This window comes from Edaphobacter sp. FHG110511_03, assembly GCF_059115365.1.
Genome location: NZ_JBZYWL010000008.1, coordinates 32,921 through 58,759 on the forward strand (window position 1 = coordinate 32,921; position 25,839 = coordinate 58,759).

Genomic DNA, 25,839 nt, shown 5'->3' on the forward strand with positions numbered 1-25,839 from the left:
GGTCCCAACTTTTGCTAATCTGCTCCGTAAGCAGCATGGCCATCGAATCCATCAATCCCGCCACCGGAAAACTTCTCCGCAGCTTTGAACCTCTCACCGGGCAGGCCATCTCCGAAAAGATCGCCCTCGCCCACGAAACCTCACGCACCTTCCCCTCCATCCCCCTCGACCACCGCGCCCTCTGCATGAACAAGCTCGCCTCGCTCCTCGAGCAGGAGACCGACGAGATCGCTCCCACCCTCACCCTCGAGATGGGCAAGCCCCTGCTCGCGGCTCGCCAGGAAGTCGCCAAGTGCGCCACCGCCTGCCGCTACTACGCCGAAAACGCCGCCCGCATCCTAGCCCCCGAGGCTATCCCCACCGAAAACTCCAGCTACGTTCGCTGGGATCCCCTCGGCGTCGTCCTCGCCATCATGCCCTGGAACTTTCCCTTCTGGCAGGTCTTCCGCTTCCTCACGCCTGCCCTCATGGCCGGAAACGTCGGCCTCCTCAAGCACTCGCCCAACGTTCCCCAGTGCGCCCTGCTCATCGAATCGCTCGTCCGCCGCGCCGGTTTCCCCCGCGGCTCCTTCCAGGCTCTCCTCATCGAGACCAATCAGGTCGAGCATGTCCTGGCCGATCCGCGCATCGCCGCCGTCACCCTCACCGGCTCCGTCGCCGCTGGCAAAGCGATTGGAGCCCAGGCGGGCTGGCTCATCAAAAAATCTGTCCTCGAGCTCGGAGGATCCGACCCCTTCCTCGTCCTCCCCTCTGCAGACCTCGACGCCGCCATCGAAACCGCCGTCCGCGCCCGCACCGTCAACAACGGCCAGTCCTGCATCGCCGCCAAGCGCTTCATCGTCCACGAATCCATCTACGACGCCTTCGAATCCCGCTTCGTCGCCGGTATGGAAGCCATGAAGATCGGCGACCCCATGAAGGAAGACACAGACATCGGCCCGCTTGCCACCCCCAAGATCGCCGAAACCCTCGAAGCCCAGGTCAATGCCGCTGTAAAAGACGGAGCCCGCATCCTCACCGGGGGCCAGCGCATGATCGGAGATGGCAACTACTTCGAGCCCACCGTCCTCATCAACGTCCCTCGCACCAGCGCCGTCTATCGCGAAGAGCTCTTCGGCCCCGTAGCCATGCTCTTCAGAGTCTCCTCCCTCGACGAGGCCCTCGAGATCGCCAACGACACCCCTTTCGGCCTCGGAGCCTCCGCCTGGACCCGCGACCCCGCCGAACAACAACGTCTCGTCGCCGAGCTCCAGAGCGGCGCCGTCTTCATCAACGCCATGGTCGCCAGCGACCCGCGCCTTCCCTTCGGAGGCATCAAGAACTCCGGCTATGGCCGCGAACTCTCCGCCGCCGGAATGCGCGAGTTCCTCAACGCCAAAACCGTCGTCCTCGCTTCACCCGCACCAAATCCATCCCGTTAGTCCGCTGATCTTTCCTCTCGGATAAACGCGCTTTTCTCGCCCGAACCGGAAGCAAACGGAGTAGCCAAGATCTTCTCTCACAAATAAGAAAATACGGGATGGCGACTCCGCATCTTCAGGTCCGCGTACCACTTGCACGCTGGATAGCAAGCGAGAACAACAAGCGGCCACACGCACCAGATGACACCCAGGCCATACCCATATCCCGGCGGCCTCCCCGTCAAAACGCCGCCATGTGGAATCTCCGCGATCCACCATCGCCAATCCCCGCCGCTCATCGCGGAGACGACCAGCGCCAACAGGTGAACGATCGCGATATGCAACAGGAAATAGAAAAACGGAACCCGCCCATAAACCTGGAGCACGCTTCGCGTCCGTTTCAGCACAGACCTGCTTTCCGCAAACTCAATCGAGGCCATGACAAGCGCTGCGATCCCCAGAGTCGCAAGCAGAAACAGTAACGAAGGCGGATACTTCTGCACGTTGAAAAATGAAAGAAGGGTGCGCCACTCAATCGGCTGCGAACTCCATCGAGACGGGTCACCATAGAGATTGCTCCAACGCAGCACGACAAACGCGACAAGCAACACAACGCCCGCGCGCAGGTCGAACCGTCTGCGTTGCAGGCTGTCGGAAAGACAGACGCTGCCGAACGCGTAGCCCAGCGCCATCACTCCCACCCAGGGCACCAGCGGATAGGCAACAATGACGATCGGCGCGTGCACCGGCGGCCCAGTAAGGGATCCAGGCACATGAAGAATCGACCAGAGCCAGCCCATCGATCCGAATCGCGCTGGCATCACTCCATCGAATGCATTGTGACCGAGGATCAGGCATGCGCCAAAGATCAGGTTCCCGCGCACGCCTGCGTGAATCAGCACCGCCATCAACATCATGGACGCTCCGATCACCCAGATCACTTCAAGGAGCTGCACATTCCACTGCCAATGAAAATTGAAAACGAGATGCACCAGCGTCAGCTCCACCACAATCAACCACAATCCACGTGAGAGCAGAAGAGTGGTGACCTCGGCTTTCGTCTTTCGCTGCTGCTGAAAAGAAATGGATGTGCCGGCAAGAAATACAAAGACCGGAGCGCAAAGATGCGTCATCCATCGCGTCAGGTAGAGCAGCAGCGTTGTATGTTGTGGGTCGAGCGGATTTCCCCTGAAATTCGTAAAGAACTCTCGAGTATGGTCCAGCGGCATCAGTACCATCACCAAGCCGCGCAGTATATCCACTGCGGTAACACGTGTTCTGGTTCTTTCCATTCGAGGAGGCCGCCTCAAAGTTTTTCAGTTTTAGTGCGTTTCGGCGTATGCCGAATCTGTTTCGAAAACATTCTAGTGCCGCAAAGCCAGCTTGTGGAGCAAGATCACGGCACAGCTCCCTCACCTGAAACCAGCAACTCCACCATCACCGAATAGGGTGCGCTATTCCGTTCGCCGGATGATCTTCGCGCTAAGTCTGTCGGGCCTACGGCCCTAATCAAACGGCAGCAAAGAATGCAACTAGGAAAAACACTAGTCACCGCATCTCCTGTGTTGTGTCCGGCTTCCCCAAACTATCGCTTTCCCTAGTACACAGGTGCTTCCGCTAGGAGCATAATAGGTCTCGCAAATTGCAGCTCTTGTTGTTCTTCTGCCGGGACTGCGGATTACCGCTCCGAGTTTTGGAGTGTGTTAGGGCCACAACGCAAATGTGGAGGCCTTATGCGGACGATACAGCGGGCGCTATTAGCGATAGGTCTTACTCTCCTGGTTGTTTACTTCGGTATACGACTCCATGGTGAGCTATCGTCGCGCCTGTCTCTCCTGGTCTTTCATTCCGCACACACCAAATCGGATAAGCAGATCACCCCTAAGCAGATCGTCCCGGGTGTCGATTTTAATCTCTGGTCGGAGAAAAGAATTGCGGCGTTCAATGAGAGTCTGACGCGACACTTCAGTCCGCCCAGGGCAGTACTGCATATCTCGAAGATTCATCTTGAGGTGCCGGTGTTTGAGGGCACCGATGACCTGACACTAAACCGCGGCGTAGGTCGGATCATAGGCACTGCTCATCTCGATACGGACGGGAACGGCAATATAGGCATCGCCGGCCATCGAGACGGCTTCTTCCGGGGGCTAAAGGACGTACAAAACGGGGACACGATCGATCTGGTTCTCGCAGACAAAACAATGAGCTTTGTAATCGACAAGATTCAGGTAGTAGATCCAGACAACGTGAGCGTACTGGAATCCGGTTCTGTATCTTCATTGACCCTTGTTACCTGTTATCCGTTCTATTTCAACGGCAGTGCGCCACAGCGGTACATCGTTCACGCATCTCTTATCCCCCCTGCACCCTCGGAGGGCGCGACAACCATGCAAAATGTCGCTGCCGCTGGCAGACGAAGACAACAGGAGAAGACAGAATGAAACCGACTACAGCAAGAATCATTTTCAAATTCCTCATGGCGAGCGGAGTCTGCTTAACCTTCGCCGCTGTGGGGCACACACAAGTGCAATCATCAACCACTACAACGACCGGAGCAGCGACACACGAGGTAAGCGTAGAGCGAGGAACCGTGGCGCTCGTCAATGGGAACGATCTCTACGTCAAAATGGATGACGGCTCGATTCGCCACTTTCCAAACGTTTCGGAGAGTGCGCGGGTCACAATCGACGGCAAGCAATATGGAATTCACGATCTGCAGCCAGGGATGAAACTGCAACGAACCATAAAGGTGACCAACACGCCTCAGACAGTGACAACCGTGCAGACCGTCACAGGCAAAGTATGGAACGTACAACCGCCGAATCACGTCATCCTGACTCTGGAGGATGGATCCAACCAGCAGTTCACCATTCCCAAAAACCAGAAGTTCAACATCGACGGCCAGATGGTCGATGCCTGGGGCTTGAAAAAGGGGATGAAGATTTCAGCGACCAAAGTCGTTGAGACCCCAGAAAACGTCGTCGCACAAACGCAGCGAGTGACCGGGGAACTGCCTCCGCCACCTACGCCTCCTGCGGATCAGCCGATCCTCCTCGTCGTCGTTCGACAACCAGCAGCAGCACCGCAAGTTGCCTCTGCGGCGCCGGCAGCAGAACCTGCACCGAAGCAGCTGCCTAAGACTGGCACTGGGCTCCCGTTGATAGGAGTCTTAGGAATACTTTGCACCGGCGCTTCGCTCGGTCTTGGGCGACTGCGCCGCTCTTGAAAACAAATCAGTAACTCAAAAGCTAAGTAAATCGGGCGGAAAGGAACTGTGGCCTTCCGCCCGATTCCCATAGCGGCATAGTGCGCTATTCAGTCTGTCGGATGAGTTCCACAGTAGGACTGTCAGGCCCACAGTCCAGGCAGCGAAGCGTTGCCTTGTTATCTGCCCCAAAGGCAACATCAACTCGCGCCAGACCGGCGCGATCTCCACCAAGTCTCATCTGAAAGGTAAGCATGTGGCCTTCGAGCTTTGGCTGTAACAAGGTATGAGGTTCTACAGAAAGAATGCGTCGCGACTCTCTATCGATCGCGTAGAAAACAACCGCACCACCTATCTCTCCTGAATCCTCGGCAATTGTAAGAGTGACGGTAGGCAAGCCATTGTCAAAGTTGCGCCATACGCCGACGGGAGCAGCCTTGCTCGTCTGTGCCTGTAGCGAGGATCCAACAAGAAAGACCGCACAACCGAGGACAACCAGAAGCTTCTTCATGATGAATCCTCCCCTTCTCACTTGAAAATCGCACTATGCCTGTTTGCTGGTTGCGGCCATGGCCAATGTCCCACCCAGCCCCATGCTCTCGATTGCCGAAGAGGGAACAATCACCATCGATCCCTTCTCCCGCATGGACTCGTAGAGCATATTCATGCCGCGAAGATGCAGAGCTCCCGGGTTGTCTTCATAAACGCGAGAGGCTTCAGCGAACTTCTCGGAGACCTGGACCTCTGCGTCACCCAGAATCACGCGAGCCTGGCGCTCTCGTTCCGCTTGCGCCTGCTGCGACATCGCATTCTCAAGCGACTGCGGAATGCGCACATCGCGAATCTCCACCGACTGGACCGTGATCCCCCAAGGAGTCGTCTTCTCATCAAGAATCTTCTGCAGCTCCCGGCCCAGTGTCTCGCGTTCCGTAATCATCTGCGCAAGCTGATGTCGGCCAATGGACTCGCGAAGAGCAGTCTGCGAGCCAAGACCAATCGCCTGCGTGAAGTCTTCCACCTCAAGAATCGCCTTCTCCGCATTCCACACCAGCCAGAAGATGATCGCATCGACATTCACCGGAACCGTATCGCGAGTGAGGGTCGATTCGGCACTCACAGTGCTTACCCGGACCCGTTGATCGACAAAACGGCTGAGCCTCTCGAGTACGGGAATGATGAAGACAAGACCTGGCCCACGTAGACCGCGATAGCGTCCGAAGCGAAGCACAGCTACCTTCTCCCATTGATCGACGACCTTGATGGCAAACAAGAAGTAGACCCCGACCAGAGCTCCAACGAGGAGCGGACCGCCTGAGTGGATGAAATAGGAGGCGGCGAAGCCAAGCAACAGAGAGACACAGAAAGCCAGAAGACCGACATTACTGAACGGATTGCGTTGGAACACGGCTACCTCCTCTTACCCTCAACTTCGGATGACATCTGCTGCAAAGCTTCGAGAAGCTCACGGATCTTGAAACCCGCCGAACCTGCACGTGCGACAAACTCCGTCACAAGTTGCGAAAGCATGCGCTCGCGCTCATCCTTCGAATGCTCAACCCGCCCTCCCTCGGCAACAAAGGTTCCCGTGCCCTGCTGCGTATCGAGGATGCCGCGAACTTCCATCTCTCGATAAGCACGAACCACCGTATTGGGATTAATGGCCAGATCGACGGCCACGCGGCGAACGGTAGGAAGTTGGTCGCCAACGGATAAGACTCCCATAGCGATCGCAGCCTGGACCTGGTCAATGAGCTGCCGATAGACAGGGACGCCGCTTTGGTGGTCCAGCCGAAAGGTGAACTCAAGCCTGGCGAGTTTGTGGGGCGACTTCACGGAAACAATGTATTAGTATACTAGTACATTGTCAAATACTTCTTCTCCCATTCGACCTTCGTACTCAGCGCTTTTTTGAAGAGCGATGCGGTACATTCACGGCCTGGCCGCAAGAAGACCGCCTTCCTTCGTGATCCTCCCGGCATATTCTTTTGCGAGTGATTTCTGGCCAACAAGCTCTGCAGCTTTACTTGCGCCTATTAATGAATCGTAACGATTCGGAGCAAGCCCCAGTGCATCCTTGTAAGCGAGCAAGGCTTCTGCTGGGCTGTCCATTTGCAACAGCATATCGCCCAGCATCTCTCCGGTAGGGCGCGGGAGAATGTCTGCATAGTACATAGGATGATCGCGTTCGAACCTGGCCATGCTTCGCAGTCTCGCAACGGCGTCATCGCGCTTTCCTTCGGAGAACAGTGTCCACGCCTCTGCCTCTGCAAGGCCAACGCCGAGGATGTCGCCCCAGCCGTGCTCCTTGTTCCACGCGGTTTCCGAATCACGGTACTTCGTCAACGCCGCTCTTGCTCTCTTCGGATCGCCGGAACGTGCCGCTCCTATCGCCTCAATCCAGTACGCATCGAAGTTCTCCTCGAAGGCCGATGAAGCAGGAGGTGCGATCAGCACGGCATCCTGCCAGTTATGCGTCTCCAGGTCGTAGTAGATTCTCGCGTCGATAGGAAGCCACGGATCATTTCCAGTCTTCGACAAGACGGAGATTTGACCGACGACTTCCTTCGCCCTCTCATCCTCGCCAAGCTGAAGCGAGGCATATTCGATGTTGTTCAACGCATGGAATTCATCGAAGCTGCCCTCGCGGCCTGTTTTTATCCACGCTGCCGCGACGCGAGCCGACGCTTCGTTCGTCTGAATCGAATCCTTCCATAGCCCGAGCCGGTTGAAGATGTGAGAGGGCATGTGCAATGCGTGCGGCGAATCAGGAGCGATGGCTGCGTATTTACGTGCGGCGGGCAGAGCTTCCGAGGCAAGCTCAGCTGTATCAGCGGCGTGGATGATGTAGTGCGCAGCACCAGGATTATTCGGGTATCTCTCAAAGATCGGCAGAAAGATCGCCAACGCTCGCCGACGCTGTTGCAGGCCCTTCTCTCCCGATCCAGCAGTCCAGGTAAGCCCCAGCCCATAAAAGAGACCAGCATTGACATCATCTGGATACTTCTCGCGCAGCTTTCCCATGCGGTCGAGATAATCTTGCCAACGTCTTGATCCCCCCACGCTGGCGTAATCCTCATACATCGCGCGAACAGCGTCCACATACATCTGTTCTCGTTCTGTCCCTGCCCTAACTGCGAGCCACGGTTTCAGCTCCTCCCATCCCTTCGACAAGTCCTTCTGTGGTGCATTCGCACCGGATCTTTCAGTCGTGGAAAGTGCTACGCCCCATGCTGCTATCACGCATTTCGGGTCCCCCTTCTCCACGTTACGAAAAGCGGCTTCGGACTCCCTGAACTCGAACGAATGGAGCAGAGCGACACCGGAATCGAACTGTTGCTGAGTCGATGCTTTGCACGACGTGGGAAAGCGAACGTCGCCTAACGAGTCAAGTGCCCATACAGAACGAGCAGCAGGGATGAGAACAACCATTCCAAACAGGAACCGAATGGATCGACACAGTGTCATCAGAAAAACTCCTAACTCTATCCCTGTTCTTCTGGACCATTTTCACCTAACGTGACGCTCTGCAATCTTTGCCCTGCTCGCCTCGTACGGGGCGGGCATCCATATGGCGAATTCGAAGTTCCCCTCCACGAATCCTGTCAAGTCCCCAAAGCCGTAAGAAGAACGAAACAGAGGCTATAGAGACGCCGATTCACCCTCGCCCATTCGATATACTTAAACCAACGGAAACTGAAGAGGCCTCAGATCGTCTCTGAGGCCTCTCCCTTTGCAAGAACATTTTGCACCGCAAGATTCCTGACGTCTGAGCCTTCAAAAATCGAGGTCCGGACCTAAATCATTTCGATGGAAGACTTTGCGCGATAAGTACGGGGGGCACCCCCAACCGCGGAGAATGAGGAAGTGAGAAAATAGAACGATGCCCCAGGAGCTGAACAACACGATCGCCGTCGCCATGTCCGGAGGAGTTGACTCCTCCACCGTCGCGGCCATCCTGCGCTCCGAGGGACACAATCTCGTCGGCCTCACCTTGCAGCTCTGGAATCAGCGCCGCCTCGCCGGCAAGGAGGGCATGCCCGAATCCGTCCAGGGACGCTGCTGCTCGCTCGACGACGTCTACGACGCCCGCGCCGTAGCCGAGCAGCTTGGCATCCCTTATTACGTCGTCAATCAGCAGGAGCGTTTCGAGGCCGACGTCGTCCGTCCCTTCGTCGATGAGTACCTGCACGGACGCACCCCGATTCCCTGCACCCTCTGTAACAACCATCTGAAGTTCGACCAGCTCCTCCTGACGGCACGCCAGATCGGCGCCGACCGCATCGCCACCGGTCACTACGCACGCAACCATTACGACCCCGCGCGCGATCGCTGGATTCTATCTAGGCCGGCCGATACCACCAAGGACCAGACCTACTTCCTCTTCGGCCTCACGCAGGCCCAGCTCAGCCGAACCCTCTTCCCCCTCGGCGAGATGCAGAAGCCCGCAGTCCGCCAGGTCGCCCAGGACGCCGGACTCTACGTCGCCCAAAAGCCCGACTCGCAGGAGATCTGCTTCATCCCCGGCGGCGACTACAGCACCTTCCTCAAGGCTTACCTCGACGAGCAGAACGAGACCATGCCTGATCTCTCCGGCGAGCTCGTCACCACCTCCGGCGAGGTCATCGGCCACCACGAGGGCATCCACAGCTTCACCGTGGGCCAGCGCAAAGGACTCGGGCTAAGCTCGCCTAATCCGCTCTACGTCCTGGCCATCCACCCGGACTCGCACCAGGTAACGGTCGGCTCGGACGAAGCTCTGCTCTCCCGCGAGCTCAAAGCCAACCGCCTCAACTGGATCTCGGTCACCGATCTCGCCGAAGGCGAACAGCTTCGCGTCACCGCAAAGATTCGCCACCGCCACACTCCAGCGCCCGCAACTCTCATCGGTGCGGGCGAGGACAAGGTGCAGGTTATCTTCGACGAGCCGCAGCGGGCCATCACGCCCGGACAGGCAACTGTCTTCTATGAGGAAGACGAGGTCGTAGGCGGAGGCTGGATCTTCTAAGAGATCCGCACTTACAGCGTCGGTTCCTCTTCTTCGCCGTATCTCTTAGCGCCAGACCCAAACGGATTCGAAACAGGCGGTACTTCAGCACCCGGATAACTCCGGTCGCTGCGATGGTTCTCCCTGCGTCCGGTCAGCACGTCCATACCAGCCTTAAGCCCATTCATGATTCCATGAAATTCGCGGACCGGAACGGTGACGCTCTTCTGAACCGCCGAAGCGATTCCCGCCGTCGTGTCGAGAACTGAGGTGAACATATCGTCGACACGCGCTGTCTGAGCACGTGCCCGGTTGTTCACCTCGGAGATCGTGGAATCGAAATCCGCGGCCTTGGACCGGACCACATGGCTTGTCTCGACGAGATTGTCAGTAATAACAGTGAGCTTCGGCCGCAGGTCGCGCACCATCCCTTGGGCATCGTCGATCACGGGTAGAGTCTTCGCCCGAAGCTCTTCAGCAATCGCGAGAAGCTGCTTTCTCGCCTTATAAGCACCGTACGCGGCTCCAATGACGACGGCCGCCTGAGCGACCATCGCGATCGCAACCATGGCAACAAAAAACATCAACAGCCGCGAGTTGCCGGATGAGATCGAGCCCGGATCCTGCAGCCACATCCCTAAGATCATCATGGAACCTCTCCTCGAAAACCAAGCCTTATGCGCAGGCGAACCTGGCTATCAGACAGCCAGGTTCACCGCCCTAAAACCGTTACGATGAGGAGGAAGGCTCCTGAGTCGAGCTGGCATAGGCCTGTTTTCCTGCATCGATGGCCGAAGCAACCTTGCTCTGCTGTTCCTGCACCAGGCCCTTACCCTTCTCGACATACTGAGACCACTGTGTCCGGCCGCGGTCATAGTACTCTTTGCCGCGATCGACATACTCGCCGACCTGCTGCTTGCCCTGCTCTGCGTACTGGGCTGCCCGTTCACGGCCTTGCTGCGCATAGTCAGCGGCTCTTTCCTTCGCGTCCATCGCGCTGGCCATGAGCTCCTCACGCGTCTCTCTACCCGACTTTGGCGCGTAAAGAACACCTACCAGGGCTCCAATGCCCAAACCTGCGAGAAACCAACCCAATCCACCTGCGCCGTTGTCGATATCTGACATTGCCTGTCTCCTCTTCTCTTTCTTATCCCTGATTCAGATCCTGGATCCGGAAACCGTGTTGTCCTTGCCTTTTATAACGCAATATCCTCTCCGAGTTGAATCGTTTAGCGATGAATCGGAGGCAATTCGATCCCAGGAAACTCCTCGCCGCAGCTTTTGAAGGTCCTTTCGCCAGCTGCCAGCGTCATTACGAGTGGATGCCCCTCCGTGTCGTTTGGGTTGCGCGCGTTTCGCTCAGGTAAAACTTTACGCTGCCCAGTTCTAGTCCGATGCGTCCTATAGCAATACAGGCGAAGCTCTCGAAACCGGGCTCCCGCAACAAAAACGACGATGGAACATTGCCTTGGTTTAGAGTCTTTGTCAGCAGCAAAGTGTCTTTTTGTACGAGAGAGATAGATCTTATGAATCTTTATGGAATCCCGGCACGTAAACTCGCCGTTGCAACAATTTTTTCGCTCGGCCTCAGTCTGGCGGGCTGCAAAGTCAAAACTCCTTCCGCCCCCGCCGTCGACGACGCCAGCCTGACGACTGCGGTCCAGAGCCGTCTTTCCAGCGATGGCGCCCTCGCATCCGAGTCCATTCAGGCCGGCGTTCAAAACGGCATCGTTACTCTCAATGGCAATGTCAGCAACGAGGCCGCCCGCTCGCTCGCAGCCGCAGATGTCGCCCAGGTAGCTGGCATCAAGACCGTCGTCAACAACCTCTCGGTCCAGACAGCCGCGCCGCCGGTGGCTGCCGTGGCTCCGCCCCCACCTCCTCCTGAGCCAAAGCCCGAGCCGAAGGTGAAAAAGCCCGTCGAGAAGCGTAAGAGTGCTGCTGCACCGATAGAGAGGCCCGCCGTCGCCGAGACGGCCCCCCCGCCGCCTGCTCCGGCTCCTGAACCCGCGGCGGCTCCCGCACCGCCTCCGCCGCCAGCCTTTCGGACCGTGACGATTCCGTCGGGAACGACCATTCCGGTTCGCATCACCCAAACTCTTGACAGTGCCTCCACCCAGCAGGGGCAATCCTTCTCCGGGACCGTCGCAACCGATGTCATGGCAGACGGCCTGGTTGCCATTCGACAGGGTACGGGTGTCGGCGGCCGTGTCTCCGCGGTGCAGGAAGCAGCGCACTATAAGGGCAACTCTCTGCTCTCCGTCGAACTGGTGAGCATCAATCGCCATGGCGATTCACTGGCCGTCGCAACACAGCCCTATAGCGTTCAGGGGAAGGGACGCGGAAAGAACACTGTGGCCAAGGTGGGCGGCGGCGCTGCCGTCGGCGCCATCCTTGGGGGCATCTTCGGTGGCGGCAAAGGTGCGGCTATCGGCTCTGCTGCAGGAGCTGGTGTCGGCGCGGGAGCCAATACGATCACCAGGGGTGAACAGGTACAGATTCCTTCCGAAAGCCTGGTGAACTTCACCTTGACGAACTCGCTCTCCATCCGCGTTTCCACGTCGGACACACTCAGCACGCATACAAATGGCCAGCGCCGCCGCCCCATGAATCCGACGCCAGACCAGCCCCAGCAGGACCAACCACAGTAGCCCAACCGCAACAGCAGTATCAGCATCCTAAGCATTAAGCACGAGCGGGCCCCATCGACGAGGCCCGCTCTTTTACTCTTCGATCCGTTCCTGGTGTAGACTTCTTCGAGCCAACGAATCCCCAGCGAACGAGGCAACTTCACCAAAGAGATGTGGGGGCTCTGTCTTGACGCAGGCATCAGCGAGATCCGCAAAGCGCCCAAAAGGGTATCTCACCTTTACCCTGCACGCGCATTTGCCTTATGTCGTGAATCACGGAACCTGGCCCCATGGAATGGAATGGCTCCACGAAGCCGCAGCGGAGACTTATCTTCCCCTGCTGCGAGTGCTACGCAACCTGGAACGCGACGGCATCCGTTTCCAGTGCAATCTGAACCTTTCTCCCATTCTGCTTGAACAGCTTTCTCATCCTATCTTTGTTGCCGAATTCCCCAAGTATCTGACCCGCAAGATCGTCGCCGCGCGAGAAGACGAGGCCTTCTTTATCCAGTCCGGCGAAAGCCATCTCGCCGAGACCGCGCGATTCTGGCATCGCTTCTTTCAGAACGCCCTCGATGACTTTCGCGCACTCAAAGGGAGCATCATCTCCGGCTTTCGTCACTTCAACGACATCGGGCTCATTGAAGTGATTACCTGCTGCGCCACCCATGGCTTCATGCCGCTGCTCGGAACCGATGAAAGCGTTCGCGCCCAGATTCGCACCGCTGTTACGACGCACACGCGCCATATGGGCCGCCCTCCCCGTGGTATCTGGGCTCCCGAATGCGGTTACCGTCCTGCCGGTTTCTGGAACTACCCTGTCGGCCTCGCCGATGGCTCTCCCGCACCGGCGGGCTTTGACCGTATCGGCGTCGAGCAGGCTCTGTCCGAGAGCGACATCGAGTTCTTCTTCGTCGACACTCACCTGGTGGAGCAGAGCCACCGCGTTCCCTCACCCTACGAGCTTCTAAACGGCTCCGTTCCCACAGACGAGCAGACCGTGGCCATGACCCATGGTGACCATCGCTCCCTCTACCAGCCCTACTACGTCGACGGCCCGTACGATAAGCGCTATGCGACCACCATCTTTCCCCGCGACCCGCGCACCGGCGTCCAGGTATGGTCCGGAGATTCAGGGTATCCCGGAGATGGCGTCTACCTGGACTTTCACAAGAAGCGCTGGCCCGGAGGTCACCGCTACTGGCGCGTAACCGGTCCTCGCGTCGATCTTGGGGACAAGCAGCCCTACTATCCGAAGGAAGCTGCAGAGCGGGTGAAGTCCCATGCCTCGCACTTCGTTCATCTGGTGTATGAAGCGCTCAAGCAGGGGTTCAACGACTCCATCCCTCCAATCCTGTCAGCCCCGTTCGATGCCGAACTCTTCGGCCACTGGTGGTTTGAAGGAGCATTGTGGCTTGAGGCCATTGCTCGCACTCTCCACGACTACGACACGGGCATCGAGATGATCTCGTGTTCCGAATATCTGGATCGCTACCCACGCGCGGGCTTCGTCGCCCTGCCCCAAGGTTCGTGGGGGGCAGGTGGCAGCAGCGAGGTGTGGCTGAATCCGGACACCAGCTGGACCTACACTCACATCTATCCTGCTGAGTTATTCACTCGTGAGGTCGCTACCGCCGGTGTGTGGCGGGACTCCGATCTCGGCGGCCGCATTGCGCGCCAGTTGTGCCGCGAACTGCTCCTGCTGGAGTCCTCCGACTGGCAGTTCCTCATCACCACCGGGGCAGCTCGTGATTATGCCGAGGCAAGGTTCAACGCACATAACGATCAGTTCAACGAAGTCAAAACCATGTGGCAAACCTTCGAGGCTTCTGGCGCACTGACCGTAGCGCAGGAGGCGCGCCTGGCGGAGATTGAGCGACGCGATTGCGTCTTTCCGGATATCGACCCCGGCCTGTGGGCTGTGAACGCAAAAGAGGAAAAGCATCAACGCTCCAGCGGGATGGCCAGGCCGCCTTTTCCGACTGGCACCCTCCGCGCGGTTGAGGGTGCAGGGCCCGTTGCGTGATGCGTCACGGTGTCGGCACCTAAAATAGAAAGGTGGCCGGCAATTCAACGAGAGAGACAACGAACGAGAAGAGATCTCTGCCGATCTTCTGGCATCTTCTCTCACTGGATGCTCCCGCTGTCGCAACGCTGTGGACCTGGTTTATCGCCCGCACGAACCATGTCCCGCTCCGGATCTCTTCCCTAATTGCCATGGCCGCCGCGGTATGGACTCTCTATGCTGCGGATCGTCTCCTCGATGCACAGTCGCCAGGCAACGACGCTCTTGAGGCCCGGCACTACTTTCATCTGGAACACCGCACGGCTTTCATGTTTGGAATTGCCGCGGCATCGATCCTGCTGGCTGTCCTTCTTCCCCGCATCCCCGAAGCCGCCATTCGGCTTTACCTGATCCTCGGCGGACTGGTCTTCGGCTACTTCGTCATCATTCACGCCACGCGTAGCGCGCACCGCCTTCCCAAAGAGATCGCTGTCGGAGTCTGCTTCGCCGCCGCAACTTTCATCCCCACCGTAGCGCGCGAGCCCGAGCTACGGGTCCCGCTCCTGGCTCCCGCGCTTTTGTTGGCTGCGGTCTGCAGCCTCAACTGCCTGTTCATCTACGCATGGGAGCATCCCCTTCCCAGCGGCCAGACGCCTCACCCTGTTACCGCTGTCGCATTGCGCCATCTCACCGCTCTCACCCTTGGCGTTGCCGTGGCCGGTGCGATTCTTGCTCTACTCGATCGACACGCTCCCTGGCCGCTTTACGCTGCCGTAACCCTATCGAGCCTTGCTTTATTGCTTCTGCATCTACGACGCCACGTGCTTGCAGCGCTCGAGCTACGCGCCGCAGCCGACCTGGCTCTGCTCACCCCGCTGCTTCTGGTTCCTTTCCTGTGAGTGCTCCCGCCAACTTCGACCGCATCGCCCGGCCCTATCGAATACTCGAATACCTCACGCTGGGCAAAATGCTCGAACGGACGCGAATGCACTTTCTTCCGCGGGTCCCTGCATCAGGGAATGCGCTGGTTCTCGGCGATGGCGACGGTCGCTTCCTCGAGCATCTGCTAGCCACAAAACCCGATCTTCGCGCGACCGCTCTCGACAGCAGCGAGTTGATGCTCCGACTTCTCCGCGAACGCTGCGCACCTTACGCCAGTCGGTTGCGCACTCTCCACGGCGATGCGCTTGGTTTCATCCCTCCTGCAAACGCCAGCTACGACCTGCTGGTAACTCACTTTTTCCTCGACTGCCTGACGGAGCCGCAGCTTGACGAGCTGGTTCAACGCCTCTCTCCCGCGCTCGCGCCCGACGCCCTCTGGCTCTTCTCCGACTTCCGCATTCCCCCCGGTTCCATGGGCTGGCCTGCGCGAATCCTGGTCCGAAGCCTGTACCTTGCATTTCGCGTGATTACGGGTCTCAGTGTCACCCAGCTTCCTCGCCATGGCCTGTTTCTATCGGCAGCCGGATTCAGGCGGATCGACAGGCAGCTCTTTTTCTTCGGAATTCTCACCACAGAGCTTTGGCAGCGCGAGTCGGCCCAGCAGAAATGACCCCTCAAAAGTGGCGAGGGCGCACCACCCATTCCAAGCTTTTTCGCATCCTATTGAAAGCACTGAGACTTCAGCCTATGCCGCGCTCCCTGTTCGCCGCTGCTTTTCTGCTGCTTGCTGTTCCGGCGCTCGACGCCCAGCTGAGTATTGCCACCAATTCTCCGAATGGCCGGCCAATGTCGGAACGAGTCGTGTCGTACGTCATCGACGCGCGCCTCGACACCGACAAGAAGACACTCGACGCCACCGAGACGCTGACCTATCGCAACCTCACCGGCCAACCCCTTACGACCTTTCCCTTTCACCTGTACCTCAATGCCTTCCGTCCCGAGTCCACCTTCACGGCGGAGACCCGGATGAGCGGCGGCGTCCGCGGCTCGCTTGACGACACCTATCCGGCGGAAAAGATCGGCGGCATCACTGTCTCGCATGTAGACGCCGATGGATATGGCGATCTGACCGCCACACTTCATTTCACGGCTCCCGATGACGGCAACCTGCAGGACCACACCGTCGCAGAGATCGTCCTTCCGCGTCCGCTCGCTCCAAATGAATCCGTCACTTTTCACCTCACCTTCCACGACAAGTTCCCTCTCTCGGTCGCCCGCAATGGATACAAGCGTGACTTCATCATGGGCGGCCAATGGTTCCCGAAGGTTGGGGTCTTCTGGCACGGCGCATGGAACTGTCATCAATACCACTCCACGACGGAGTTCTTCTCCGACTTCGGGACCTTCAATGTGCGCCTGACCGTTCCCAGCCGCTACACGGTAGGAGCCAGCGGAGTCCCGACAGGAACCCAGCAGAACTCCGATGGAACCAAGACCTTGAGCTTCTACGGTGAGGACATCCACGACTTCGCCTTCGCAGCCAGCCCCCACTTCGTTGTCTCCGACGCGATCTATCTCTCCTCCCTTGGACCGGTCCAGATCCACGTGCTGGCCCTCGCGGCTCATCCGCATATTGCCCAACGCTATCTCGACATCACGCGCGGAGCTTTGGGCGAGTTCGAGCGTCGTTACGGGCCTTATCCCTACAAGGTGCTTACCGTGGTCGATCCCGAGCCGGGGTCGGAGATGGAAGGCATGGAATATCCAACGCTGGTCACCGGCGATGGATCCTGGACAGGAATCATCAAAGCGGCCGAGATCACAGTCGAGCATGAATTCGGCCATCAGTACTGGTACGGAATGGTTGCCAGTAACGAGTTTGAGGAAGCGTGGCTCGATGAGGGCATCAACTCCTACACCGAAGTGAAGGTTCTGGCAGCACTCCTTGGCCGCGGAACTTCGGCGATTCGTCAACGCTATGCGAACCTTGGCGATGGATCGCTGCAGCGCGACTCTTACCTCTCCTCGCCGGACTCCGATCCCGTAACCCGCTTCGCTTGGAAGTTCCGCAACGAGCAGTCGTACGGTGCCGTGACATATGGCAAAACCGCCACTCTTCTGACAACCCTTGAGGGGATCGTCGGTACGGACACCATGGACGAAGCCATGCGCACCTACTTCCAACGCTACCGGTTCACGCATCCGACGACCGAAGATTTTCTTCGCACCATCGAACAGGTCGCCGTTGCTCACGGGAAGGCGAAGGTACTCTCCCGAAGCCGCGCATCCGAAGCATCGGAGTCCGCGCTGCCCTGCACTCCAATCGAAAACCATCCCGCCAAACCGGGTCCGCTCGCCGCTACGACGACATTCAGCCAGTTGAGCCCCTTCGTTCCTGCTGAAGCTGTCTCCGGCGCAGCGCCGCCGTGCACGCCTTCAGCAAATCCTGCAGCTCCGTCCGCCTCCGAGCCCTCGTACGCGCCAACCAGCCTGCGACCGTTCTTCAACCAGGCGGTCTACGGCACGGAAATGCTCGACTACGCGGTCAGTGGATTCTTTTCTGAACCCGTGCGCTGGTGGGAGCCTGAGACCCGCGGCTCGGTCAAAAGGCAGTATCTCTCCACCGTCTCCCTCCGCCGCAAAGGCGATTTCATCCTTCCCGTCACCGCGGAGATCGTCTTCGACGATGGCAACCGCATCCGCGAGCATTGGGACGGCGCCGATCGCTGGACACGCTTCACCTATACGCGCAACGCAAAGGTCGTCTCGGTTGAGATCGACCCCGACCACCTGATTCCTCTCGACCGCGATCTGTTCAACAACAGCGATACCGATCGCAGCGATAAGGTACCCGCCCACAAGCTGGCGAGTATCTGGGTCGTCTTCCAGCAGATGGTGGCACAGCTTGCCGCCTGGATCGTTTGAGATAAATTGAGCGGAAAGGAAACCGCGCAGCAAGCTCTGTTCCTGAAAGGCCATTGCCCATGCCCCGAACCCGCAGCATCTTCTTTCATGGTCTCGGCATTACTCTTCGACGGTTCCCGGCCTTTCTGTGGACCTGCATCTTCAGCCTCGGGCTCGCCCTTGCCTTCTCCTTTCCTCTTTACACACAGATCTCGAAGCTGCTTGACCACTCCCTTGCCTCGCAGGGTCTCTCTTCGGGCTTCGATGTCTCCATCGTGACATCCACGGTCATGCGGATCCATGGCGATCACGCGGGCGACGCTAACGCGATGACCAGCCACGGCTCCATCGTGGCTTATCTTCTGCTCTATTTCTTTCTCGTTCCCGGAACTCTCTTCTGCTACGTCACTCGCGCCCGGGCGAGGCTGAGCACCCTGGTTCGCCAGGGCATGTCGCACTTCTGGCGCTTCGTTCGCATCACGCTTCTTACGCTGATTGTCGCCGGGGTGATTCTGGGCCCTCTTTTTGTCCTTCAAAAACGGTGGGCAGACTTCGTCGATGATCGCTTTGTCGGCAGGACGGCTCTGTCCCTCACCCTTGCCGGAATCTTCGTCGTCTTTCTTATCGCCTCGCTGCTGCGTCTTTACTTTGATCTGGTTGAGGTCTACACCGTCCAGCTCGGAACGCACCAGCGTCTCACCGGCCGTCCCGACCGCCGCGTTCGCCGGACTCTCGGCCCTGCATTCCGTTTATTGCGAAAACATCTCGCGCGAGCCTGGATCGTCTTCCTTGCCTTGACTCTCCTCGGATCCGCCATCGCCTTCTTCACGACACGAATCGCGATGCACATGCTCGCCCAGCCCCATGTCTGGCCCATGTTCTTCATCGCTCAAATCGGCATCTTCGCCATGATCTTCACTCGCTTCTGGCAGCGCGCGGCCGAGACCTCGCTCGTCCTCCAGAATCCTATCGAGCCTGAGTCCGACGCCTCCAGCGAGTTCGAAGGCTATCCCTACACGCGACCGGCTCCCGCATCGCCACCCCCGCCGCCACCATCACCATCACCTGAGAGCCCAGATCCGGATCGTCCCCGCCATATCGAGATGATCTATAACCCGGACCCGCTGACTCCGCTCTACCCCGCGCCGTTCTCGCCCGATGATCCGTTGACCGCGCATTCGATGCCGTCACCTCCATCGAATGCGCCTGAGACACCACTCGACCCCATCCCCAATCCCGAACCGGCCTCGCCGTCGCTGGATGAACCCGACCCCGGCGTCTTTGGCCACGATCCCGATCGTTCGCATGATCACGGAGCTCCGCAACGGCCAAAGGCTCCTGACGGGTCACCTGACACGCCACGTCATGAATAGGTCCTGCTTCCACCTTCTTACCCGGCCCGATGCACAGTACAAGGAAATGTTAAAATTGGGAGAATAACTATGAATCTCTTTATCCTTCGGCACGCATCGGCCGGAGAGCGACGCCCTAATCCTGTTCTCGACAGCAAGCGTCCCCTCGACAAGGAGGGGAAGCGCTATTGCCTGCATCTCGGACAGGTTCTTGGTGAGCTCAAGCTTCAATTCGATCTCATCGTCTCCAGCCCCCTCAAGCGAAGTGTCCAGACCGCCTCTCTGGTAGGAACCGAGGTAGGTTATGAATCGCAGATTCTTATGTCGAAGGCGCTCTCCCCCGCAGCCACCTTCCCGGACTTCCAGGGGCTTCTCGCCGAGTGCCGCGGCTACGAAAACCTGCTCATGGTTGGCCACAATCCCAACCTCAGCCAGTTCCTCGCAGGGCTGATTGTTCCCGTGAGCACACCTGCTCTGCCCCGGATCCGCCTGCGCAAAGGCTCGCTCGCGCGCGTCTCTCTGGATCGCGGCCCGGCAACGCTCCTGTGGCTGCTCGATCCACGGCCCGTGCGAGCGCTCTACATCACCTCGACGAAGAGCTCGCGACGAAAGACGTCACGGAAGTAAACCGCTTCCTTCTTCACGGACCAGGCCTCCAGCTCCGCGCCACCTCGGCCCGGAACCAGCTCCAGCACAATCCGCTTGGGATAGACATGCACTTTTATGCGCAGGACCGCGCTCGCCCGGTCCTGGTTGAGCGCTACCGCCACACGCAGAAGCACAATTGCGCGAATGACATGGGTATGCTCCTCAAGCGGAATCGTGCGCATAACGCGATCCACAGCCTCGGGTCTCGTCTTTCCAAGATACCGAGCCAGTGCGCTGACGATCGCTCTCTGTTCGGGTGAGAACCCGAAGATCTCTGAGTTCGCGATGATGTATTGCGCGTGGCGGTGGTGTCCCTGGTGGTTCATGAACTTTCCCACATCCTGCATCATCGCCGCCGACTCCAGCCAGAGCTTGTACTCGTCGGGCAGGTCGTGCACGCGTGCCAGCGCGTTGAACAGCTCCACGACGTGCTGCCTCACCGGCTCGACCTGCCGCTGCTCGATGTCGTAACGACGGCATACCTCGAGAACCCCGGCCCAGCGCTCGCTCTCGATCTTCTGATGCACCGACGCTCGCAGGTCCACGTCCCCCAGCATCTGCGCCAGAATCCCATCCCGAAGCCCCAGCGCCGAGTAGCGGAAAGACCTTAACCCGAAGCGCTCCATCAGGCTCGCGTAGACCAATGCGCCGCCCACGATGATCTCTGAACGCCGTGGCCCGATCCCGGGAATGGCCGCCCGCTGCTCGTCGCGCATCTTCGCCATGCGGTCGGCCAGCTTGCGGACTTCGCTTAGGTCGGCCGTCAACGTTCCGACATGTTCTACTCGCCGTTTTGCCAGCGACTTCTTCTTGTCCTTCGCGCTCGATCTCTTGCGCGCATAACCGCTGGCCTCGGCCAGCGCCGCCGCCGTTCCTGAGGTTGCAATCACCAGCCCGACCCGCGGCACTCCAATCTTTTTGGAAGCCTTCTTCAGCTCGCGGTCGATGTACTGCTTCAAGCGAGCGATATCGTCCCTAGCTGGAGGGTCGACGGTGAGAAACTCCTGCTGCAGCCGGACCGCTCCCAGTGGCAGGCTGACCATTGCCTTGATGCGTCCCCCATCCGAGACGGTGACCTCACAGCTCCCGCCGCCAAGATCGACCAGAACGCAACGGCCACGTGCTCCGACCTCGTGCGTCACCACACCCAGTTGAATCAGACGACCTTCTTCCAGGCCCGAGATCACTTCAACGGTCCACCCCGTCGCCGATCGCACCCACTGGGTAAAGGCCTCCGCATTGCGCGCATCCCGCATAGCGCTGGTGGCCACCACGCGAACCTTATCAGCAACATGAAGCTGCACCGCCTTGTGAAATCGCTTCAGCGCCCGAATCGTTGCCGCCATCGCCTCCGGAGAAATTGTGCCTGTCTGAAAGACGCTCTCGCCCAGTCGGGTCACTTCACGGTCTTCATGCAGTGTCTTCAGCCGATGCATCTGCACCTCGGCGATCTTCAATCTGCAGGAGTTAGACCCGATATCTACAGCGGCAAACGTCGGCATTGCACCTCACCCTCAAAAACCCGAAAAAATCACCCATCACAAGCAAGATACATCCCTGAATCCCCGTTCACACCAAGGCCTCCAGTATTCGCACAGCTTCTCCGGCGGCAACACAAATACCCGGTTTTTCCTTCCGGCCATTTATCCTTGAAAGAAGCGTCTATCATGACCACCCCCACCCTCTCCGTGCCTCTGGCCTCCCCCACACCTTCCGGGCTCCAACTATCTCAGGGCCCCCGCCGGTCGACCGCGCTGATCACGATCCTCTCTCTGTGGGCGGTGATCTTCTTCGCTTCTCTGTTCGCTCCCCCGCTGCTGGACGACGCCGACGCCACTCACGCCAATGCGGCGCGCAACATGGTCCTTACCGGGGACATGGTCACCCTGAAGGTCAACGGCATTCGTTACCTGGAGAAAGCCGCTCTCCCCTACTGGCTCGACGCGGCCAGCTTCCGCCTCTTCGGCTTCAACACCTTCGCCGCGCATCTTCCCCAGGCCATTGGAGTGCTTCTGCTCGCACTGCTCGGCTTTCACTGGAGCCGCCGAGCCTATGGAGACCGCGCCGCCTACTACACCGGCCTCGCCATCCTTACCTCTGCCGGGGTCTTTCTTTTCACGCGCATTTATATCCCTGAAGTCCTTCTGTCGCTCTTCCTCTCCATCGCGCTCTACAGTCTTCTTCGAGCTCTGGAGCCTGACGCAGTCCGCCCCGGCTTCCACGCCTATGCCATGTGGATCGCTCTTGCGCTGGCGGTCCTTACCAAGGGCCTCGTCGCGCTGGTCTTTTTCTTCGGAGCCGCCATCGTCTATCTCGCCTTTACAGGCGAGTGGAGAAGCCTTGGCAGAACGAAACCCGTCACCGGCCCTCTGCTCTTTCTGCTCATCGCCGCGCCATGGCACATTCTCGCCGGCCTGCGAAACACCGGCGGCATGAACGGCCATGGCTTCTTCTGGTTCTACTTCGTCAATGAGCACTTCCTCCGCTTCCTGGGCAAGCGCTACCCCAAGGACTACAACAAGCTGCCCGGCTACCTCTTCTGGAGCCTCCACCTGGTATGGCTCTTCCCCTGGAGCCTCTTTGCGCCTGTCGCGTTCATTCAGGGCTGGAGACTTCGTCGCCAGCCGCAATCCGCCATCGGAAGAACGTTTGCGACAAACACGACCCTGCTCCTCGTCCTCTACGTCGCCCTGGTTCTGGTCTTCTTCTCCATCTCGACCAACCAGGAGTACTACACCTTCCCCGCCTACCTCGCGATGCTGATTCTTTTAGCTGCCGCGCTCATGCGATCTGAAACGCAATACGACGAAGACAGCCGCCTACGCCGCTGGATCGTAGCCGCGCATGCTACCTACACCGTTCTCGGCCTTGCGGCGGCTTCCGCACTGGCCTATGGACTCTGGAGTTCCCGCAATCTTTCCTTCGTTCCCGATATCGGGGAGCTTCTCGCTCACCGCGGCGTGGGCGACTACACCCTCGCGATGTCGCACTTCTTCGACCTCACCGGCCCCAGCTTCGCGGCCCTGCGCCTTCCCGCAGCCCTTGCGGCAATCGCCTTTGCCATTGGCCCTGCTATCGCATGGTGGCTACGCGCCAGACGAAAGCACCTCGCCTCGACCACGGCGATTGCCCTTGCCTCGACTATCTTTCTGGTCGCCGCCCACATTGCGCTGATCCGTTTCGCCCCCATGCTCTCCTCGGCCAACCTTGCCCAGAAGATCCTCCAGCTTGAAGACAGCCATGCCGTCTCCCGCGATAGCCAGATCCTGCTCTTCGGCGACCAGGCCTATGGCTCCTCCATCCCCTTCTACCTCGGCAAGGTTGTCTATCTCGTGGACGGACGATCCACCTCCATGCTCTTCGGCTCGACCTTTCCCGATGCACCGCACATCTTCCTCACTCACGACGAGCTTTTGAAGAGCTGGGGCAACGGGCAACGCAAAATCCTCTTCGTCCCACTTGAAAAACGTGACGAGGTTGACCGCCTTCTCGGCAAGGACAAGATTCTTCTGGCAGAGACCTCCGGAAAGGCACTGTTTACCGATCGCCCCCTCGATCCTTCGAGCGATCGCTCTCTGGACCGTCCGTGAACACAAGCACCGTCCAATTCGTCGGCACTCATCCCGGCACAGCCGCTGAGGTTTCGGCTGCGCCTCCGCCTGTCGCGGCATCCGTAACCGAGTCCCGCCTCTGGAGCCCGCGATCGGTCGCGATCATCCTCGTCGCCTGGTTCGTTCTTCAGATTGGAGGTCTCTTTACTCCAGGCCTGCTCGACGACGTCGACTCCATCTACACCGAGATCGCGCGAGAGATGCTCGTACGCCACGATTACGTCACCCCCTACATCGACGGCGTCCGCTTCTTCGACAAACCGCCCCTGATGTACTGGATGGCAGCGGCTTCGATGCGCATCTTCGGCGCCCATGACTGGGCTGCCCGTCTTCCGCTCGCACTGGGCGTGCTGGCGCTTTTCTTCTCCGTCTACGCTTTAGGCATCCGCCTCTTTCGGTCCGTATCTCCTGCCTATGCGCCGGACCGCGGAGGCTTCTACGCTGCCCTTGCGCTCGCCACCGGTATCGGACCTTATCTCTACACGCGCTTCTTTATTCCCGACATCTTCCTTGCGCTCTGGATGACCCTTGGAGTTCATCTCTTCCTCATTGCCCTCGACTGCATCCATGAGAATCGCTCTACCCTTGTTCCCTGCGTGAGCTTCGCCGGCGTGATGGCTCTCAACGTTCTCACCAAGGGCCTCATCGGACTGATCTTCCCTATCGGGTTCGTGCTCGCTTACCTCGCAATCACGCGACAACTTCGTTTGTTCATGCGGCTGCACCTCTGGACATCCGCCGCTGTCTTTCTGGGGATCGCCGCGCCATGGCACATTCTCGCCGCCATCCGCACTCCCGCAATCGCCCTTCCTCCCGGCCAGGGGCTCCCTGGCCACGGCGGCTGGGCTTGGTTCTATCTCTACAACGAACACATCGCCCGCTTTCTCGGCCATCGCATACCGCACGACTATGGCCAGGTCCCCATTCCACTGTTCTGGTTGCTGAGCGTCCTCTGGATCATGCCCTGGGCAGCCTTTCTCGTCCCCGCCATCGTCGGCCACATCCGCACTCTGCGCACGCACCGGGTGCCCGATCTTCGCCGCAGCTTTATCGCGGCCAAGGTGGGAATTCGAGCGAAGCTCGAACCGCATTTTTCTAACAACCCTTTTCCGGACGCCAATTCCATCAAGCTGGAAGCAGCCCTTTCGCTCCTTCTCTGGACTGCCCTTGTCCTCGGGTTCTTCACCCTTTCCAGCAGGCAGGAGTACTACAGTCTCCCCGCTCTGCCAGCCCTGGCCCTGATGGCCGCCGGCCTGCTCGCGCAAGCCGATTCCGGCTCCGGCAAGGAAGGCAACTCGGCACGGACCAGCGCTCTCTCCTGGACACTCTGGTTCCTCGTCCCTCTCACCACGTTGGTCGCTCTGGTCTGCGGATACTTTGTTCTCACTGCACCGCGCCCCGCGCCCGGCACAGACATCGCTTCACTGATCGCGGCCAATCCGGAGTTCTACAATCTCTCCCTCGGCCACATCTTCGACCTCACGGGAGCGGCAATGGGCCTCTTCCGGGAACCGCTGGCCGCCGTCGCCCTCAGCATGTTTGCCATCGGCACCGGAAGCTACCTCCTCCGTCGCCGCGGTCTCCTCTTCGCCGCCAATCTCACCCTGGCAGCCGCGATGATCGTTACTCTATTGGCTGCGCACGAGGGCCTCGTTCGTTTTTATCCCATCCTCGGTTCCAAGAGCCTTGCCCTCACCATCAACCAGGCCGGGCTCCAACCCGGCGATCAGATCATTCTCGACGGCGAACTTACTTCCGGCTCTTCGCTGATCTTCTATACACACCACCCGCTTCATTTCATCAACGGCAACGTCAACGGCCTTTGGTACGGCTCTTTCTGGCCCGACTCACCCCGCATCTTCGAGACCGAAGACACTCTTCGCCATCGCTGGGCCGGCCCCGAGCGCATCTTCCTGCTCACCTATACGCCCTCTGCACGAGCGCATGATCTTGCCCGCTTCGGCCCAGTCCACACCCTTGCCTCCACAGGAGGCAAGACCGTCCTCACCAATCGCTGAGGATCACATCACTTAACGATCGTCATTCCGAGCGAAGTCGAGGAATCCCTGTATTTCTCCGGAGCTCCCGCAACTCTATCCCCGGCCATCTGCATCGATTCGCCACAATCATTCGAGGCTCTTCGCCTTTATCGCGCCTATGTGAGAACAAAAGAAATACACGGCATTCGTCGTTGCACAGAAGACGAACCAAGCATCCA

At 59.0% G+C, this 25,839-nt stretch carries 21 protein-coding genes; 13 read left to right on the forward strand and 8 right to left on the reverse strand.

All coding sequences use genetic code 11. From position 1 onward, the window contains the following. Window positions 1–35 precede the first annotated feature (35 nt). Window positions 36–1,421: an NAD-dependent succinate-semialdehyde dehydrogenase gene (locus AC5S26_RS25525; protein WP_494187781.1), complete on the forward strand. Its 1,386-nt coding sequence runs from the start codon at window positions 36–38 to the stop codon at window positions 1,419–1,421. A gap of 77 nt (window positions 1,422–1,498) precedes the next feature. Here AC5S26_RS25525 and AC5S26_RS25530 read toward each other — a convergent pair whose 3' ends face one another. Then, a complete protein-coding gene (locus AC5S26_RS25530; protein WP_494187782.1) occupies window positions 1,499–2,692 on the reverse strand; it encodes an acetyltransferase domain-containing protein in 1,194 nt (397 codons plus the stop codon). 441 nt (window positions 2,693–3,133) lie between these two features. On the opposite strand from AC5S26_RS25530, the gene AC5S26_RS25535 reads away from it, so the two are divergent. Continuing rightward, window positions 3,134–3,841, forward strand: coding sequence for a class D sortase (locus AC5S26_RS25535; RefSeq protein WP_494187783.1), 708 nt, complete (start codon window positions 3,134–3,136; stop codon window positions 3,839–3,841). Continuing rightward, entirely contained in the window at window positions 3,838–4,626 is a 789-nt protein-coding gene (locus AC5S26_RS25540) for an LPXTG cell wall anchor domain-containing protein (RefSeq protein WP_494187784.1), read from the forward strand. The genes AC5S26_RS25535 and AC5S26_RS25540 overlap by 4 nt, the downstream gene beginning before the upstream one ends. 85 nt (window positions 4,627–4,711) lie before the next feature. On the opposite strand, the gene AC5S26_RS25545 is transcribed toward AC5S26_RS25540, so the two are convergent. The 4 genes from AC5S26_RS25545 to AC5S26_RS25560 form a co-directional block, all read right to left on the reverse strand. Further along, complete coding sequence (locus tag AC5S26_RS25545; protein WP_494187785.1) at window positions 4,712–5,116, reverse strand: DUF2147 domain-containing protein; 405 nt, start codon at window positions 5,114–5,116, stop codon at window positions 4,712–4,714. 33 nt (window positions 5,117–5,149) lie between these two features. Further along, the gene (locus tag AC5S26_RS25550; protein ID WP_494187786.1) at window positions 5,150–6,010 is read right to left on the reverse strand and encodes a slipin family protein; all 861 of its coding nucleotides are present in this window, start codon (window positions 6,008–6,010) and stop codon (window positions 5,150–5,152) included. Window positions 6,011–6,012: 2 nt separating this feature from the next. Beyond that, window positions 6,013–6,438, reverse strand: a complete 426-nt coding sequence (locus AC5S26_RS25555) for a GntR family transcriptional regulator (RefSeq protein ID WP_494187787.1) — start codon at window positions 6,436–6,438, stop codon at window positions 6,013–6,015. 96 nt (window positions 6,439–6,534) lie between these two features. Further along, on the reverse strand, window positions 6,535–8,070 hold the full coding sequence (locus tag AC5S26_RS25560; RefSeq protein WP_494187788.1) for a hypothetical protein: 1,536 nt from the start codon (window positions 8,068–8,070) through the stop codon (window positions 6,535–6,537). Between the two features lie 415 nt (window positions 8,071–8,485). Here AC5S26_RS25560 and mnmA point away from each other — a divergent pair, with 415 nt between their 5' ends. Next, the gene (gene mnmA, locus AC5S26_RS25565; protein WP_494187789.1) at window positions 8,486–9,610 is read left to right on the forward strand and encodes a tRNA 2-thiouridine(34) synthase MnmA; all 1,125 of its coding nucleotides are present in this window, start codon (window positions 8,486–8,488) and stop codon (window positions 9,608–9,610) included. Window positions 9,611–9,621: 11 nt separating this feature from the next. Here mnmA and AC5S26_RS25570 read toward each other — a convergent pair whose 3' ends face one another. Both AC5S26_RS25570 and AC5S26_RS25575 read right to left on the reverse strand, forming a co-directional pair. Next, window positions 9,622–10,239 (reverse strand): hypothetical protein, encoded by a 618-nt coding sequence (locus tag AC5S26_RS25570; protein WP_494187790.1) that lies wholly within the window; start codon window positions 10,237–10,239, stop codon window positions 9,622–9,624. Between the two features lie 79 nt (window positions 10,240–10,318). Then, window positions 10,319–10,714, reverse strand: coding sequence for a YtxH domain-containing protein (locus AC5S26_RS25575; RefSeq protein WP_494187791.1), 396 nt, complete (start codon window positions 10,712–10,714; stop codon window positions 10,319–10,321). Window positions 10,715–11,115: 401 nt separating this feature from the next. Between AC5S26_RS25575 and AC5S26_RS25580 the strand changes: the two genes are divergently transcribed. The 7 genes from AC5S26_RS25580 (at window position 11,116) to sixA (ending at window position 19,989) form a co-directional block, all read left to right on the forward strand. Next, the gene (locus AC5S26_RS25580; RefSeq protein WP_494187792.1) at window positions 11,116–12,240 is read left to right on the forward strand and encodes a BON domain-containing protein; all 1,125 of its coding nucleotides are present in this window, start codon (window positions 11,116–11,118) and stop codon (window positions 12,238–12,240) included. Between the two features lie 166 nt (window positions 12,241–12,406). Then, the gene (locus tag AC5S26_RS25585; protein ID WP_494187793.1) at window positions 12,407–14,245 is read left to right on the forward strand and encodes a glycoside hydrolase family 57 protein; all 1,839 of its coding nucleotides are present in this window, start codon (window positions 12,407–12,409) and stop codon (window positions 14,243–14,245) included. 32 nt (window positions 14,246–14,277) lie between these two features. After that, window positions 14,278–15,123 (forward strand): hypothetical protein, encoded by an 846-nt coding sequence (locus tag AC5S26_RS25590; protein WP_494187794.1) that lies wholly within the window; start codon window positions 14,278–14,280, stop codon window positions 15,121–15,123. Further along, window positions 15,120–15,776, forward strand: coding sequence for a class I SAM-dependent methyltransferase (locus AC5S26_RS25595; protein ID WP_494187795.1), 657 nt, complete (start codon window positions 15,120–15,122; stop codon window positions 15,774–15,776). Before AC5S26_RS25590 ends, AC5S26_RS25595 begins: the two co-directional genes overlap by 4 nt. A 77-nt stretch (window positions 15,777–15,853) precedes the next feature. Continuing rightward, on the forward strand, window positions 15,854–18,031 hold the full coding sequence (locus AC5S26_RS25600; protein WP_494187796.1) for a M1 family metallopeptidase: 2,178 nt from the start codon (window positions 15,854–15,856) through the stop codon (window positions 18,029–18,031). A gap of 59 nt (window positions 18,032–18,090) precedes the next feature. Beyond that, a complete protein-coding gene (locus AC5S26_RS25605) occupies window positions 18,091–19,383 on the forward strand; it encodes a hypothetical protein (protein WP_494187797.1) in 1,293 nt (430 codons plus the stop codon). Window positions 19,384–19,452: 69 nt separating this feature from the next. Continuing rightward, a complete protein-coding gene (sixA, locus tag AC5S26_RS25610; RefSeq protein ID WP_494187798.1) occupies window positions 19,453–19,989 on the forward strand; it encodes a phosphohistidine phosphatase SixA in 537 nt (178 codons plus the stop codon). Here sixA and AC5S26_RS25615 read toward each other — a convergent pair. Beyond that, window positions 19,941–21,512 carry a Ppx/GppA phosphatase family protein gene (locus AC5S26_RS25615; protein WP_494187799.1) on the reverse strand — a complete coding sequence of 524 codons (1,572 nt, stop codon included), beginning with the start codon at window positions 21,510–21,512 and terminating at the stop codon, window positions 19,941–19,943. The genes sixA and AC5S26_RS25615 overlap by 49 nt on opposite strands. A 165-nt stretch (window positions 21,513–21,677) precedes the next feature. On the opposite strand from AC5S26_RS25615, the gene AC5S26_RS25620 reads away from it, so the two are divergent. Further along, window positions 21,678–23,600, forward strand: coding sequence for an ArnT family glycosyltransferase (locus tag AC5S26_RS25620; protein WP_494187800.1), 1,923 nt, complete (start codon window positions 21,678–21,680; stop codon window positions 23,598–23,600). Then, a complete protein-coding gene (locus AC5S26_RS25625) occupies window positions 23,597–25,639 on the forward strand; it encodes an ArnT family glycosyltransferase (protein WP_494187801.1) in 2,043 nt (680 codons plus the stop codon). The genes AC5S26_RS25620 and AC5S26_RS25625 overlap by 4 nt, the downstream gene beginning before the upstream one ends. The last annotated feature ends 200 nt before the right edge of the window (window positions 25,640–25,839 follow it).

What these genes read in the sequence shown, in the direction of transcription:
- AC5S26_RS25525 (WP_494187781.1), top strand. Translation starts at nt 36, where the DNA reads ATGGCCATCGAATCCATCAATCCCGCCACCGGAAAACTTCTCCGCAGC.
- AC5S26_RS25530 (WP_494187782.1), bottom strand. Translation starts at nt 2,692, where the DNA reads ATGGAAAGAACCAGAACACGTGTTACCGCAGTGGATATACTGCGCGGC.
- AC5S26_RS25535 (WP_494187783.1), top strand. Translation starts at nt 3,134, where the DNA reads ATGCGGACGATACAGCGGGCGCTATTAGCGATAGGTCTTACTCTCCTG.
- AC5S26_RS25540 (WP_494187784.1), top strand. Translation starts at nt 3,838, where the DNA reads ATGAAACCGACTACAGCAAGAATCATTTTCAAATTCCTCATGGCGAGC.
- AC5S26_RS25545 (WP_494187785.1), bottom strand. Translation starts at nt 5,116, where the DNA reads ATGAAGAAGCTTCTGGTTGTCCTCGGTTGTGCGGTCTTTCTTGTTGGA.
- AC5S26_RS25560 (WP_494187788.1), bottom strand. Translation starts at nt 8,070, where the DNA reads ATGACACTGTGTCGATCCATTCGGTTCCTGTTTGGAATGGTTGTTCTC.
- mnmA (WP_494187789.1), top strand. Translation starts at nt 8,486, where the DNA reads ATGCCCCAGGAGCTGAACAACACGATCGCCGTCGCCATGTCCGGAGGA.
- AC5S26_RS25570 (WP_494187790.1), bottom strand. Translation starts at nt 10,239, where the DNA reads ATGATGATCTTAGGGATGTGGCTGCAGGATCCGGGCTCGATCTCATCC.
- AC5S26_RS25575 (WP_494187791.1), bottom strand. Translation starts at nt 10,714, where the DNA reads ATGTCAGATATCGACAACGGCGCAGGTGGATTGGGTTGGTTTCTCGCA.
- AC5S26_RS25580 (WP_494187792.1), top strand. Translation starts at nt 11,116, where the DNA reads ATGAATCTTTATGGAATCCCGGCACGTAAACTCGCCGTTGCAACAATT.
- AC5S26_RS25600 (WP_494187796.1), top strand. Translation starts at nt 15,854, where the DNA reads ATGCCGCGCTCCCTGTTCGCCGCTGCTTTTCTGCTGCTTGCTGTTCCG.
- AC5S26_RS25605 (WP_494187797.1), top strand. Translation starts at nt 18,091, where the DNA reads ATGCCCCGAACCCGCAGCATCTTCTTTCATGGTCTCGGCATTACTCTT.
- sixA (WP_494187798.1), top strand. Translation starts at nt 19,453, where the DNA reads ATGAATCTCTTTATCCTTCGGCACGCATCGGCCGGAGAGCGACGCCCT.
- AC5S26_RS25615 (WP_494187799.1), bottom strand. Translation starts at nt 21,512, where the DNA reads ATGCCGACGTTTGCCGCTGTAGATATCGGGTCTAACTCCTGCAGATTG.
- AC5S26_RS25620 (WP_494187800.1), top strand. Translation starts at nt 21,678, where the DNA reads ATGACCACCCCCACCCTCTCCGTGCCTCTGGCCTCCCCCACACCTTCC.